The sequence below is a fragment of the Streptomyces sp. NPDC085927 genome (assembly GCF_044540975.1).
GTDB lineage: Bacteria > Actinomycetota > Actinomycetes > Streptomycetales > Streptomycetaceae > Streptomyces > Streptomyces hirsutus.
Window position 1 is genome coordinate 442,392 of record NZ_JBITSN010000005.1, and the last position, 13,232, is coordinate 455,623.

General features: G+C 70.4%; 14 protein-coding genes. 9 read left to right on the forward strand and 5 right to left on the reverse strand.

The genetic code is table 11. The features are described 5' to 3' along the window. Positions 1-28: 28 nt before the first annotated feature. Both ACIF80_RS16605 and ACIF80_RS16610 read left to right on the forward strand, forming a co-directional pair. The gene (locus tag ACIF80_RS16605; RefSeq protein ID WP_399804942.1) at positions 29-1,213 is read left to right on the forward strand and encodes an exonuclease SbcCD subunit D; all 1,185 of its coding nucleotides are present in this window, start codon (positions 29-31) and stop codon (positions 1,211-1,213) included. Between the two features lie 18 nt (positions 1,214-1,231). Further along, positions 1,232-3,661 carry an AAA family ATPase gene (locus ACIF80_RS16610; RefSeq protein ID WP_399804945.1) on the forward strand — a complete coding sequence of 810 codons (2,430 nt, stop codon included), beginning with the start codon at positions 1,232-1,234 and terminating at the stop codon, positions 3,659-3,661. A gap of 174 nt (positions 3,662-3,835) precedes the next feature. Here the strand turns inward: ACIF80_RS16610 and ACIF80_RS16615 are convergent, their stop codons facing one another. From ACIF80_RS16615 to ACIF80_RS16625, 3 genes are all read right to left on the reverse strand, one after another. After that, complete coding sequence (locus ACIF80_RS16615; protein ID WP_399804948.1) at positions 3,836-4,009, reverse strand: hypothetical protein; 174 nt, start codon at positions 4,007-4,009, stop codon at positions 3,836-3,838. A gap of 569 nt (positions 4,010-4,578) precedes the next feature. After that, complete coding sequence (locus ACIF80_RS16620; protein WP_399804951.1) at positions 4,579-4,941, reverse strand: DoxX family protein; 363 nt, start codon at positions 4,939-4,941, stop codon at positions 4,579-4,581. Then, positions 4,938-5,459 (reverse strand): cupin domain-containing protein, encoded by a 522-nt coding sequence (locus tag ACIF80_RS16625; RefSeq protein ID WP_399804953.1) that lies wholly within the window; start codon positions 5,457-5,459, stop codon positions 4,938-4,940. Before ACIF80_RS16625 ends, ACIF80_RS16620 begins: the two co-directional genes overlap by 4 nt. Positions 5,460-5,540: 81 nt before the next feature. Between ACIF80_RS16625 and ACIF80_RS16630 the strand changes: the two genes are divergently transcribed. The 7 genes from ACIF80_RS16630 (at position 5,541) to ACIF80_RS16660 (ending at position 11,582) form a co-directional block, all read left to right on the forward strand. Then, positions 5,541-6,392 (forward strand): LysR family transcriptional regulator, encoded by an 852-nt coding sequence (locus tag ACIF80_RS16630; RefSeq protein ID WP_399804956.1) that lies wholly within the window; start codon positions 5,541-5,543, stop codon positions 6,390-6,392. Next, positions 6,320-6,919, forward strand: a complete 600-nt coding sequence (locus tag ACIF80_RS16635; protein WP_399804959.1) for a protein kinase — start codon at positions 6,320-6,322, stop codon at positions 6,917-6,919. The genes ACIF80_RS16630 and ACIF80_RS16635 overlap by 73 nt, the downstream gene beginning before the upstream one ends. Then, on the forward strand, positions 6,916-7,488 hold the full coding sequence (locus tag ACIF80_RS16640) for a DUF6328 family protein (protein ID WP_399804961.1): 573 nt from the start codon (positions 6,916-6,918) through the stop codon (positions 7,486-7,488). Before ACIF80_RS16635 ends, ACIF80_RS16640 begins: the two co-directional genes overlap by 4 nt. A gap of 409 nt (positions 7,489-7,897) precedes the next feature. Then, on the forward strand, positions 7,898-8,773 hold the full coding sequence (locus ACIF80_RS16645) for an ABC transporter permease (RefSeq protein WP_399804964.1): 876 nt from the start codon (positions 7,898-7,900) through the stop codon (positions 8,771-8,773). 36 nt (positions 8,774-8,809) lie between these two features. Further along, on the forward strand, positions 8,810-9,862 hold the full coding sequence (locus ACIF80_RS16650) for an ABC transporter substrate-binding protein (RefSeq protein WP_399804967.1): 1,053 nt from the start codon (positions 8,810-8,812) through the stop codon (positions 9,860-9,862). Then, positions 9,849-10,667, forward strand: a complete 819-nt coding sequence (locus ACIF80_RS16655; protein ID WP_399804969.1) for an ABC transporter ATP-binding protein — start codon at positions 9,849-9,851, stop codon at positions 10,665-10,667. The genes ACIF80_RS16650 and ACIF80_RS16655 overlap by 14 nt, the downstream gene beginning before the upstream one ends. 30 nt (positions 10,668-10,697) lie before the next feature. Next, positions 10,698-11,582: a TauD/TfdA dioxygenase family protein gene (locus tag ACIF80_RS16660; RefSeq protein ID WP_399804972.1), complete on the forward strand. Its 885-nt coding sequence runs from the start codon at positions 10,698-10,700 to the stop codon at positions 11,580-11,582. Positions 11,583-11,769: 187 nt separating this feature from the next. On the opposite strand, the gene ACIF80_RS16665 is transcribed toward ACIF80_RS16660, so the two are convergent. Then, positions 11,770-12,183 (reverse strand): cupin domain-containing protein, encoded by a 414-nt coding sequence (locus ACIF80_RS16665; RefSeq protein WP_399804975.1) that lies wholly within the window; start codon positions 12,181-12,183, stop codon positions 11,770-11,772. 31 nt (positions 12,184-12,214) lie between these two features. After that, positions 12,215-12,982, reverse strand: coding sequence for a glucose 1-dehydrogenase (locus tag ACIF80_RS16670; RefSeq protein ID WP_399804978.1), 768 nt, complete (start codon positions 12,980-12,982; stop codon positions 12,215-12,217). Positions 12,983-13,232: the final 250 nt, after the last annotated feature.

Here is a 13,232-nt window from a genome sequence, read left to right on the forward strand (position 1 = left end):
CCCCCCCACGGGACGACGAGGCGAGGACATGAAGTTTTTGCACACATCGGACTGGCACGTCGGAAAGGTGCTCAAGGGGCACAGCCGACTCGACGAGCAGCGGGCCGTCCTGCGCGAGATCGTCCAGGTGGCACGGGACCACCGGGTTGACGCAGTCCTCGTTGCCGGTGACCTGTACGAGTCGTCCGCCCCGTCGGCGGACGCCCAGCAGCTGCTGGTACAGGCGCTGCTCACGCTGCGACGCACCGGTGCCGAGGTCATCGCGATCGCCGGCAACCACGACCACGCCCCCACCTTCGACGCCTACCGGCCGCTCATGGCGAGCGCGGGGATCACCCTGGTCGGCAATGTGCGCGTCGCGGCCGACGGCGGAGTGGTCAAGTTCACCGCGCGCTCGACGGGAGAGCCGGTCACTGTCGCTCTGCTGCCGTTCCTGTCCCAGCGCTACGCGGTACGTGCTGCCCAACTGGTCGGCAAGACGCCCGGGGAGGCCGCAACCGGCTACGGTCGGCTGGTGCGGGACCTGATTGCCGCACTCACGGCCGGTTTCCGCGACGATGCGGTCAACCTGGTGATGGCGCACCTGACGGTGGCCGGGGGAAAGCTCGGCGGGGGAGAGCGGTCCGCCCAGTCGATCCTCGAGTACTGGGTGCCGGCCGATGCCTTCCCACCCGAGGCGCACTACGTCGCGCTCGGGCACCTGCACCGCCGGCAGTCGCTGCCCGCGCCGTGTCCGGTGCACTACTGCGGCAGCCCGATCACCCTCGACTTCGGCGAGCAGGACGACCCCTCGATGGTCCTCGTCGTCGAGGCCGAGGTCGGCGCGCCCGCCCGTATCGTCGCCGAGGTACCCATCGGGTCCGGACGGCGGCTGCGCACCGTACGCGGCACCGTCGACGAGCTGACCCGGCGCGCCGACTCGCTCGGCGACGACTACCTGGACGACTACCTGAGGGTATTGCTGTGCGAACCGGCGCGTGCGGGTCTGCGGCAGGAGGTGCAGCGGCTGCTGCCGAACGCGCTGGAGGTGCGCATCGATCCGGAGTTCGCCGCACCCGTGCACACCGCCGGATCGTCCGCGCCGGCCGACGGCGTGGAGCGCAGCCCCGCTGAGCTGTTCCACGAATACTGCGTCACCCGGAACCTGGTCGACGAACGGGTCGAAGCACTGTTCGCCAGGCTCCACGACCAGGTCACCACCGCGAACGCCTGACGGCGGGGAGGAGCCTCGATGAGGCCGGTGCTGCTGGAGATGAACGGCTTCGCCTCATTTCGGGAGCCGACCATGATGGACTTCCGCGAGGCGGACTACTTCGCGCTCGTCGGCCCCACCGGCTCGGGCAAGTCCACCGTCATCGACGCGATCACGTTCGCGCTGTACGGATCGGTGCCGCGCTGGGGCGACCGGCGTATGGTCGCGAACGCGCTCGCGCCGACCACCCGCCGGGGCATCGTCCGGCTCGTCTTCGACCTCGCCGGACACCGCTACGTCGCCGTCCGGGAGCTGCGCCGCACCACCGGTGGCGTCAACGTGAAGAATGCCCGGCTGGAACAACTCGCCGACCCGGCCGCGTTCGGCGCACCGGACGACGTCACCAAGGTGCTCGCCTCCGACTCCGAGGTCACGCCCGCGGTGGAGAAGCTGATCGGGCTGCCGTTCGAGCACTTCATCACCTGTGTGGCGCTGCCGCAGGGTGACTTCGCCGAGTTCCTGCACGAACAGCCTGCCAAGCGGCAGGAGATCCTCGTCAAACTGATGGGACTGCAGTTCTACAACCGGATCGCGCAGGCGGCGAATGCGGAGGCCGAGAGCGAGAAGCAGCGCGCCGAACTCCTCGCCCGGCAGCTTGAGGAGTTCACCGATGCGACCGAACCCGCCCTCCAGGCGGCACAGGGCCAGGTGGCCGCGCTGGAGAAAGTCGCCGAACGGGTTCGTGCGATGCTGCCCGAACTCGCGAAGCACGGCGCGGTGGTGGCCGAGGCGCGACAGGCGTGCGTGGCACTGACCGAGGAGCGGGACCGGCTGAGGGCGGTTGCCGTGCCGGCCGGGTTCGAGGAACTCGGGGAGAGGGAAAGCGAGATCAGGGCCGCGTGCGAGACGGCCGACGAGGAGCTCGCCGCAGCCGAGACGGCCGACACGGCCGCCCGCGAGCAGCTTGCGGCGGCACCGCCCCGGGCCTCACTCGAGCGAGCCCGCCGCGATCATGCCGAGCTCGACGAGACGGAAGGGAGGCTGCTCACCGCGCAGGCGCTGCGGCAGCGGCGCGCCGCGGCGCTCCGCGAGGTCATCGCCGTCAGTGAGGAGGCCGAAAGGTCCGCCCGGCAGGCACGACAGGCGCGGGAGGTCGCGACGCGGTCGCATCTCGCCGCAGCGTTGCGGCCGCACCTGCGGGTCGGCGCGTCGTGCCCGGTGTGCGAGCAGCGGGTCACGACGATGCCCGGCCCTCCGACCGAGCCCGACCTCGATGCCGCCGAACAAGCACGAATCCAGGCCGACCGTGAGGTGGAGCGGTTGCGTGGCGAGTGGACGAAGGCGTCCCGGGCCGAGCAGCAGGCCACCAGCGAGCTGAACATGCTCATCGGTCGGGTCGCCGCCCTGCGTGCCGATCTCGCCGACGCCCCCGCCCTGGAGCAGGTGACCGCTGCGCTCGCCCGCCGGGAGCAGCTGGAAAGGGCCGCCGATGAGGCGGACGCACGGCTTCGGCGTGCGCGGACCGCCAGGGCGAGCGCCGAGAAGACCGCGGCGGGTGTTCACCAGGAAGTACAGGCGCTCTGGTCGGTGCTCGAGCAGGTCCGCGACCCACTCGTCACGCTCGGGGCTCCGGCGCTGGTCCGTGATGACCTGACCACGGCGTGGACGACCCTCGTCTCCTGGGCGGCCGACGCCGCCGCCACCCGCACCACGGCGCTGTCCGGTGCGCACGAGAGGCTGACGAGGGTTCGTGACCGGCTCACCACTGCCGAGGACCGGCTCGCCGACGTACTCGCCGCCCCCGGCGTGGAGGTCGCTACGGAACGGCCGTTCACCGAGACGGCCGAGCCGGCGGTCGCGGCAGCGCTGAGGGGAGCCCGCCAGGAGGCACGGCGCCTCGTCGAGCGACGGGAACAGGCCGCGAAGCTCGACGCGCGGCGGCAACACGCGGAGCAGGCGCATCAGGTGGCAAAGACGCTCGGCCACCTGATGCGCGCAGACGGGTTTCCTCGCCGGCTTGTCACGACGGCCCTCGACGCACTCGTCGCGCATGCCTCCGAGATGCTTGCCGGACTGTCCGACGGGCAGTTCGAGCTGGTCCACGACGACGGGAACTTTCTCGTCATCGACCACACCGACGCGGACGGCCGTCGGCCGGCCAAGACGCTGTCCGGAGGTGAGACGTTCCAGGCCAGCCTCGCCCTCGCCCTGGCGCTTTCGGAGCAGCTGCCGGCCATGGCCGCAGCCGGCGCCGCCCGGCTGGAGTCCATCTTCCTCGACGAGGGATTCGGCACGCTGGACGAGACGACACTGGAGACGGTCGCCGCCACGCTGGAAGAGCTCGCGATCCGCAGGGGCCAAATGGTCGGCATCGTCACACACATCAGCGCCCTGGCCGAACGGGTGCCGACCCGCTTCGCCGTTCACCGAGGCCGGGGGACCTCCTCGGTACAGCGGGAAACACCGTGACCGACCCCGTGGACCCCGGCCGGGTGGCCGAAGGCCGCTCCAGCACCGCGTGCACCACGGCGCTCCTCAGCCGCCCACAGCCAGGAGCCGGCGTCCGCCCTCCAAGATCACGAACGGAGGCCCGGCGTCGGTCTCTGACCACAAGGAAAAATGATCGGCCGGCAGCTCCACGCGTCAGCTGACATCGGTTGCAGGCGTAAAGCCCGGCCTGCACAGGTCTTCGAGGTCGGAGCCCCCACCACCCCACACCAGAGTGCGGGAGTCCCAGTCCAGCTCCACCTGGTCCAGCCCTTGGTGACGGAGCATCCAGTCGTAGTTCTTCAGCACGATCTCGGCCTCTTCGGTCATGGTGTGAGGCTACGTAGCGACCAGGACCGGAAGTCGTATCTCCGACCCGGGACACACCGAGATCCGATGACGTCGAGCACCTGCGCAACCGTTCGGCCATTGGCTTCTCGTTCGGGAAATCCGGAACGACCAAGACCTCGCTCTCCATGCCCCCAGCGTCGCGCGCGATCGCGTCATAGGGACCGAAGGGGGCCCGTCTTGGCGGGCCTCGCGCCGAGCCGCAGGGCGTCACCCGGCGTCACCCTCATCCGGTGGCGGCCGGGAACCATCGCCCCACCGTACGGCGCCTTCTGAGAGGGCGCTTCGTGAGTATTCGAAGACGGTTTGCCTGCGGTGCGACAGCGGATTCGCTCAGCCGCGCCAGGATGCGCAGCCGTGTCCCGTCGACGGGATTCCTCAGCATCCCGTACACCTCCGCACCGGGCTTCCTCTCTCCGGCGCCCCTCCACTGTCCCGCGGGCAGGGCCCCCGTGTCCCGGACTGTCGCCCCCTCGTCCGGGAACCGGAGGCCTTCTGTCACAGGGCCGTTCGGTGCCCGCTCCGGTGGAGGCCGCCCATGTGGTCCGGCCTCACAGCCACGTCGTCGCCAGCCAGGTGGTGACGGCAGCGGTGAGGAGGAGCGTGATGTTGAGGGCGATCCTGCGGTCTCCGCGCGCCAGGTGCACCCCGGTGGCACCGATCTGCAGGACCACGAACCCGATGGCCGCGGCGAGGGACAGCCAGGGGGCGATGCCGGTCAGCGGCGGCAGGAGCAGACCGGTCGCGCCGAGCACCTCGACCAGTCCGATGGCCCTGACGGCCGGCATCGGCATGCTGTCCACCCAGGCCATCATCGGCAGCAGCTGTTCACGGCTCCGCACCACCTTGACGCCGCCTCCGTAGAGGTGGAAGAGGGCGAGCAGGCCGGCGACGCTCCAGTAGGCGACGTTCACGACACCCCTCCGGCGGCCGGCCGCGCGGCGAAGTCGGTGGCCGGCTCGGTGGCGTAACGGCTCATCGTCTCGATGTTCGCCTCGGGGGTCGGTGCCCGGCCGCCGGTGAACATGGCCTGCAGGTCGCGGAAGTACTGTACGTACAGGTCCGGCGTGAACGTGCTGAGCATGACGGCCGGTTCGCCGGTCGTGTTGGCGAACGTGTGCGGCGCTCCCGGCGGGACCATCACCAGCGTGCCCGCCGTCGCGTCGTAGTCCTTGTCCCCGACGGTGAACCGCACCGTTCCGGAGATGATGTAGAAACCTTCGTCGTGCTGGGCGTGGCGGTGCTGCGGCGGTCCGGGGGTGTGCGGTGCCAGGACGGACTCGGCGATGCCGAGCCGGCGTCCCGTGGTGCTGCCGTCCTCCAGGAGGCGCATTCGCGTGGTGCCCAGCATGATCGTCTCGCCGTCGTCCGGCCCGACGACCGACACGGCGGGGTCCGCGGCCGGCACAAGGGCCTTCGGTTCATCAGTCATGCGGCGATTCCACGTCCGGCGGGCCCCGACTGTCCAAGACCCGTTGCGCAGCCCCGATACCGTACGGGTATCGTCGCGGGCATGGAGCTACGCACGCTGCGCTACTTCGTGGCGGTCGCCGAGGAACTCCACTTCGGCCGGGCCGCCGCCCGGCTGCACATGAGCCAGCCTCCGCTGAGCCGGGCGATCAAGCAGCTGGAGGCCGAGGTCGGCGGCGCGCTGTTCGACCGCTCCCCGGCCGGTGTTGCCCTCACTCCCGCCGGGTCGGTGCTGTTCGACGAGGCGCGGGCCCTGCTCGACCGGGCCGATCGGCTGCGCACCCGTGTGACCGCGGCGGCCGGCGCCGCGACCATCACCGTCGGCTTCCTCGGGGACAGCGGCGACCCGAGGGCGATGCGGCTGGCCGACGCCTTCCGTCGGCTCCATCCCGGTGTCGAGGTCCGCATCCGCGAGACCGGCCTGACCGATCCCACCTGCGGGCTGCACGCCGGGCTGGTCGACGTCGCCCTGACCCGGGGACCGTTCGGCGAGACGGGTCTGACGGTGCGCGAGCTGCGCGCCGACCCGGTGGGCGCGTTGCTGCGTGCCGACGATCCGCTCGCCCGCCGGGACAGCCTGACGCTCGCAGATCTGGCCGGCCGCCGCTGGTTCGTCTTCCCTGAGGGCACCGACGCCCGCTGGCAGTCGTACTGGAACGGCGGTGAACCCCGCGAGGGCCCGGTGGTGCGTGCCGTCCAGGAGTGCCGGCAGGCCGTCCTGTGGAACGGCACGGTCGGCGTGACGCTCGCGGACCACAGGCCTCCGGAGGGTCTCGCCGTGGTGCCGCTGACCGACATGCCGCCGAGCCGCATGGTGGCGGCGTGGAACAAGGGCGACACGAATCCGCTGATCCGCTCCTTCGTCCGGAACGCGACCGCGGCATTCCGGGACTGAGCGCGGAGCGTGCCGACTGGTCGGATGGATCTTCAGGGTGTGCTCCCCGCCGCCTCCGTCAGGCGGACGTGGCGTCGTGGGGTCGGCAGATCGCGCGGGGCCTGTGGGACGCCCATGCCGCCGGGGTCGTCCATCGGGACGTCAAGCCATCGAATGTGATCCTGTCTCGACAGGGTGCGACCAAGCTCATCGACTTCGGCATCGCCCGCCTCAGCACCGGCCGCGAGACACTCACTGAGAACGTGACGTTCCGTGGATGGTTGCTTGCGAAAGAAGATCTCCGTCCACGCCGCCCAGCGGCCCGAGCCGGACAAAGCCGTCACGCTTGCCGGAGAACCGCGCGCCTCCGGCGTCAGAGTCACGCTCGTCGTCCACAAGCACAAGCACAAACGGCTCGGCCGAGGCATCGAACCGGCGACACCAACGAGTTCGTGCACGTGCGTGATCAGCGCCGGGCGGCGCCTGTTGCTCCGGCATGCAACGAAGCCGGGCGGGCAGACGAAGGTCGGGAACGGGAGGAAACATGAGCTTGACGGTGGAGTCGATCGAGCGGTCGGAAGCGGAGACCGGCCGGTGCGGTGAGTGCGGCGGTCACGCCATCGCTCCTGGGGACGAGGCGCCGGAAACCCCACGTGAGCGCGTCAATCGCCGGTGGAACGAGATCATGCAGGAGACGCGCGTCGCGCAGACGGGAGTCCAGATCCTCTTCGGCTTCCTGCTCAGCGTCGCCTTCACGCCCCTCTTCCACGACTTGGGCACGTTCGACCACGTCGTCTACGTCATCACGGTGGTGTCGGGCGCGGCGGCGACCGCATCCCTGATAGCGCCGGTGTCGATCCACCGCTTCCTGTCCGGGCAGCGCATGAAGGACGAGATGGTGGAGGTGGCGCACCGGCTCATGATGTGCGGCATGGCTCTGCTGGCTGTGACGATCGGCTGCACCCTGTTCCTGATCCTGCACGTCGTTGTGCCCGGCCTGATGGCGAAATTCCTTGTCGGCGCGGTGATGCTGTGGTTCGCGCTGTCCTGGTACGCCCTCCCCCTGTGGCTGCGCCGCCGCTCGACCCGCCGAGCGGCACAGCAGGGCTCTTCCTGAGGGATGCTCCGCAAACGTCGCTTCGATTGCTGGTCTGTCGACAGCTTCCGAGTCCCGCCCACCCCGTACGGTTCCTCGGAGCGTGCCGCAGAAGACCGTATGGACACCCCGTTCCAATAAGTGGACGCCTCTTGGCGCGGAGCCGGGGCTGCTGTAGAAATGGGCCATGATTCCCGAGCCCTTGGTGCGACGCCTGGTCATCGACCTGTGCCGACGCACGGGCTCGTGTTGTTGATCCAGCCTTTCTGACGCACCGCGCCGTCCGGTGATGCCACCCGGCGGGGCCGTTCACGCACCCTGACGCAGGGTGCCCCCTCTGCTTCGTCCAGCATCACTCTCGCCCGGGGCCGGCCGCCCCTGTCGGCCGACGGCATCCGCCCATGTCCCGGCGCCCCATGAAGGACGCCACATGTCCACGACTTCTCGTCTGTCCGAGCCCGACACCTCGGAGACACCCGCCGACGTACCGCCCGAACGCCGCCTCCCGTCGGGGAGGGCGTGGGCGCGCGTGCGCCGTGCCGCGTTGCCGTTCGGCTCGCTGCTGCTGTTCCTCGCCCTGTGGCAGCTGCTGGCAGTGAGCGGGACGTGGAGCGAGACACTGGTTCCGCCGCCGGCCAGGGTGTGGGACGCGTTCGTCACCGTGTCCACCACCCACGACGGCGTACGGGGCTACAACGGCACCACCCTCGTTGAGCACTTGGGCATCAGCCTGCGCCGCATCGCGATCGGAGCCGGCATCGGCATCGCGCTCGGGGTGCTGTTCGGTCTGCTCATGGGCACCGTCGGCCGGCTGCGCTCGCTGTTCGAGCCCTGGATCACTTTCCTGCGGACGCTGCCGCCGCTGGCGTACTTCTCACTGCTCGTCATCTGGCTGGGCATCAACGAGGAGCCGAAGGTCACCCTGCTGGCGGTGGCGGCGTTCCCGCCCGTGGCGGTCTCCACCACCACCGCCGTCGCCGCTGTGCCCAAGAGCCTGATCGAGGCAGCCCGGGCACTCGGCGCGTCACGGTGGGACACCGTCAGGGACGTCGTCGTACCGTCCGCCCTGCCGGAGACGCTCACCGGGGTCCGGCTTGCCGTTGGTGTGGCCTACTCCTCCCTCGTCGCCGCCGAGTTGGTCAACGGCCTGCCCGGCATCGGCGGCATGGTCAAGGACGCCGCCAACTACAACAACACCCCCGTCGTGCTCGTCGGCATCATCGCCATCGGCATCTCCGGCCTGGTCATTGACGGCCTGCTGCTGCGGCTGGAACGCGCGGTCGTTCCCTGGCGCGGTCGCGCGTAGAACCCTCACTTCCCTTTGCACAGAAACGGCTCCGCCATGCCCCGTGCCCCCCAAGGCCCGTCCCGCCGCCTCCTCCTCACCGGCGCGCTGGCCACCGTCTCCGCGGCCGTCACCGGCTGCTCCTCCGACAGCGAGGCCTCCACGCCAGGCGGCTCCAAGCGGCTGCGTATCGGCTACTTCGCCTTCCCCAGCGGCGACTTGATCGTGAAGAACAAGAAGCTGCTGGAGAAAGCACTGCCCGACCACACCATCACTTGGATCAGATTCGACTCCGGCGCCAGTGTGAACCAGGCCTTCCTCGGCAAGTCCCTCGACATCGCCGCGCTTGGCTCCAGCCCGTTCGCGCGCGGCGTGTCGGGCAGCTCGCCGATCCCGTACAAGGTCGCCTGGATCCTCGACGTCGCCGGGGAGAACGAAGCCCTGGTGGTGCGCAAGGACACCGGCATCCTTGACGTCGCCGGGCTCAAGGGCAGGACGATCGGCACACCGTTCGCCTCCACCTCGCACTACAGTCTGCTGGCCGCGCTGGAGACGGCCGGGCTCAAGACGTCCGACGTCAAGCTCGTCGACCTGCAGCCGCAGGCCATCCTCGCCGCCTGGCAGCGCGGCGACATCGACGCCGCCTATGTGTGGCTGCCGACCCTGGACGAGCTGCGCAGGACCGGCACCCAGCTCACCAGCAGCAAGGAGATCGGCGGAGCGGGCAAACCCACCCTCGACCTCGCCGTCGTCTCGGACGACCTGATCGCCAAGGACCCGCAGGCCATAGACTCCTGGCGCAAGGCGGAGGCCGAAGCCCTGCGCCTGCTCGAGTCCGACCCCGACGGCTCGGTCAAGGCCGTCGCGGCCGAACTCGGCATCAGCACCGCGGACGCCAGGGCGCAGCTGAAGCAGGGCGTCTTCCTCACCCCGGAGCAAGTGACCTCAGCAGACTGGCTCGGCACCGACGGCAGCCCGGGCAAACTGCTCACCTACGTCACCGACACCGGTCGGTTCCTGGCCGGCCAGAAGCAGATCGACGCCGCACCGTCCGAGAACGCCGTCCGCAAGGCCTTTTACCTCAAGGGACTGTCCGATGCCGTCAAGTGAACTCACCAGCACACGGGACGAAGCGGACTCCACGCGTGCCGGATCCGTCCGCCTCGACCACGTCACCCACCGGTACGGCCGGGACGGCGAGGCGTTCACCGCCGTCGGCCCGGTCGACCTGACCGTGCCGGCCGGAGAGTTCCTGGTCCTGGTCGGCGCCTCCGGCTGCGGCAAGAGCACCCTGCTGCGGCTGATCGCCGGGTTCGAACGGCCCACCGACGGCTCGGTACGTATCTCCGGGGCTGAGCCGCGGCCCGGCGAGGCGGCCGGCGTGGTGTTCCAGACGCCGCGGCTGTTCCCGTGGCGGACCGTGCGCGGCAACATCGACCTGGCGCTGCGGTACGCAGGGGTGCACCGCGCGCAGTGGCCCGGGCGCCGCGCGGAGCTGCTGGCCCGGGTCGGCCTCGAAGGCACCGAGGAGCGGCGCGTCTGGGAGATCTCGGGCGGCCAGCAGCAGCGCGTCGCCATCGCCCGGGCGCTCGCCGCCGAGAACCCGCTCTTCCTCCTCGACGAGCCGTTCGCGGCGCTGGACGCCCTGACCAGGGAGCGGCTCCAGGAGGACCTCCGTCGGGTGACCGACCGGACCGGACGGACCACGGTGTTCGTGACGCACTCGGCGGACGAGGCGATCTTCCTCGGGTCCCGCATCGTCGTGCTGACCAGGAGCCCGGGAACCGTGGCCCTGGACCTGCCGATCACCCTGCCCCGTGGAGACGTCGACGCAGAGGAACTGCGCGGCTCCCGGGAGTTCGCCGAGCTGCGCGCGCAGGTCTCCCACGCAGTCAAGGCCGCCGCGGCGGCCTGATCTCCGTACCACACGAAAGGAAACACACGGATGAGCATCCTCAGCGAGCGGCCCGCCGCGACGAAACTGCCGGTCATCGAACTCGGCCCCCACTTCGGCGCCGAGGTCCACGGCATCGACCTCGGCCGCCTCGACGACGACCAGGTCCTCGCCCTGCGCGAGGCACTGGTCAGGTACAAGGTGCTGTTCGTGCGCGGCCAGCACGGCCTCGACGACTCAGCACAGATCGACTTCGGCAGGCGTCTGGGCGAGGTCACCGCCGGGCATCCCGTCCACGACTCCGGTGACGTGGCTCCCGAGGTGTACTCCCTGGACAGTCAGGACAACGGGTTCGCCGACGTGTGGCACACGGACGTGACATTCGTGCGCAGGCCCCCGGCGATCTCCGTGCTGCGAGCCGTGGTGCTGCCGCCCAATGGCGGCGACACCAACTGGGCCGACAGCCAGCTCGCCTACGAGTCGCTGTCGCCGGGCCTGCAGGCGTACGTCGACACGCTGACCGCCGTCCACGACGGCACCCGTGAGTTCGGCTACTACCTGGCCCAGCGCCGGCAGGGCCGCGGCAACGTGTGGGAGGGCGAGGTGTTCACCGGTCTGACGCCGGTGGAGCACCCGGTGGTGCGGGTGCACCCCGAGAGCGGCCGCAAGGGCCTGTTCGTGAACCCCGGCTTCACCTCGCACATCGTGGGCGTCTCGGAGTACGAGAGCCGGGGCGTCCTCGACATCCTGTACGCCCACCTCACCAAGCCCGAGCACGTCGTGCGGCACCGCTGGCAGCCGGGTGACGTCACCCTGTGGGACAACCGCAGCACCGCCCACTACGCCAACCGCGACTACGGCGACCGGCACCGCGTCATGCACCGCATCACACTGCGCGGGGACACCCCCGTCGGCCCCGCCACCGCCGCCCGCTGACCCGCGACGCAGCCGATGGCCGCGCCGGTCCGCCGGGACGGGAATCACCGCGTGGATGCCGGGCTTGCGCAGGTGGTCGCGGATCACGCGGGAGGAGTACGCCCTCTCGGCCAGGACCATGTCCGGCCTGGTGCGAGGCCGACCACGCGGTCGGGGGACACGCAGACGGGCCATGCCCAGAGAAGAATTACCGGTGGTGGGTGCGGGGACCGTTGTACTGCAGGGGGATGACCGGCTCGGCCCAGGTGGTCTCGGGGGTGCCGTCTGTCGTGGCTTCCCACAGGGCGATGTGTTCCATGAAGCGGTCGGGGGCGGCGCCGTGCCAGTGTTCCTCGCCGGGCGGGCAGGTGACGGTCTGGCCGGGATGGGCCTCGAAGAGGGTGCCGTCGCGGGTGCCGATGAGGGCGATGCCGGAGGTGACGTGGAGGGTTTGGCCGACGGCGTGGGAGTGCCAGTTGGTGCGGGCGCCGGGGGAGAAGCGCACCAGGTTGGCGCGCATGCGGGAGGGTTCCTGGCCGGCGACGATGACGTCCCACCAGACGTCGCCGGTGAACCATTCGGCCGGAGCCTTGCTGGTGGACTGCTGCTCGACGAATTCCATGCTGCTTCTCCTGCTGGTGGTGAGCGGGTGCTTACTGGGCCACGTATCCGCCGTCGACGGGGAGGGCGACGCCGATGACGAAGCTTGCGCCGGGGCTGCACAGCCACAGGACGGCCTGGGCGATCTCGTCGGTGGTGCCGAGGCGGTTGATGGGCTGGCCCGCCTCGGCTTGGGCGCGGTCGAGATCGCCCTTGGCGATCATGTTGCTGACCATGGGGGTGTCGATGGTGCCGGGGCAGATGGCGTTGATGCGGATGCCGCGCGGCGCGTATTCGAGGGCGGCACTGCCGGTCAGGCCGATCACGCCGTGCTTGGAGGCGTGGTAGGAGGCGCGGCCGGGGATGCCGACGAGGCCGCCCAGGGAAGAACAGTTGACGATGGCGCCGCTGCCCCGGGTCCGCATATGGCGCAGTTCGTGCTTCATGGAGGCCCAGATGCCGCGCAGGTTGACGGCGTTGACCCGGTCGAAGATCTCGGCCGACTCCTCTGCGGCGTCGGCAGGCGGGATCTGGACGCCGGCGTTGTTGTAGGCCATGTCCAGACGGCCGAACGTGTCCACCGTGCGGTCGACCGCGGCGGCGACCTGGTCCTCGTCGGCGACGTCGCAGGTGAGGGCGAGCGCCTGGTGGCCTTCGTTGGTGAGCTGCTCCACGGCCGCTTCCAGGGCGGCTTCGTCGATGTCGGCCAGCGCCACGGCGGCGCCCGCTTCGGCGAAGGCGGAGGCCGTGGCCAGGCCCATGCCGGAGGAGGCGCCGGTGACGAAGGCGACCTGGCCGTGGAAGTCGTAGGTGGGATTCAAGATGTTCTCCCGTCGAAAACTGAACGGACAGGTCGCGGGGCGGCGCGGTGCCGGGATCAGGAAACTTCGATGCGGATCCGCTCGGCTGTGGCGAGGCGGCCGAGGTCGTGGTTGTCGGCGAGGCGGCCGAGGATGCCAGGCCCGGGGGATGCTCGCCGTCGCGATGGAAGAAGGCGAGGTTCCCCCAGGGCGTGCAGTGGGCGAGATCGTCCGCCTTCGGTGTGACGGCGCCCGCGACGGCGGGGCCGTC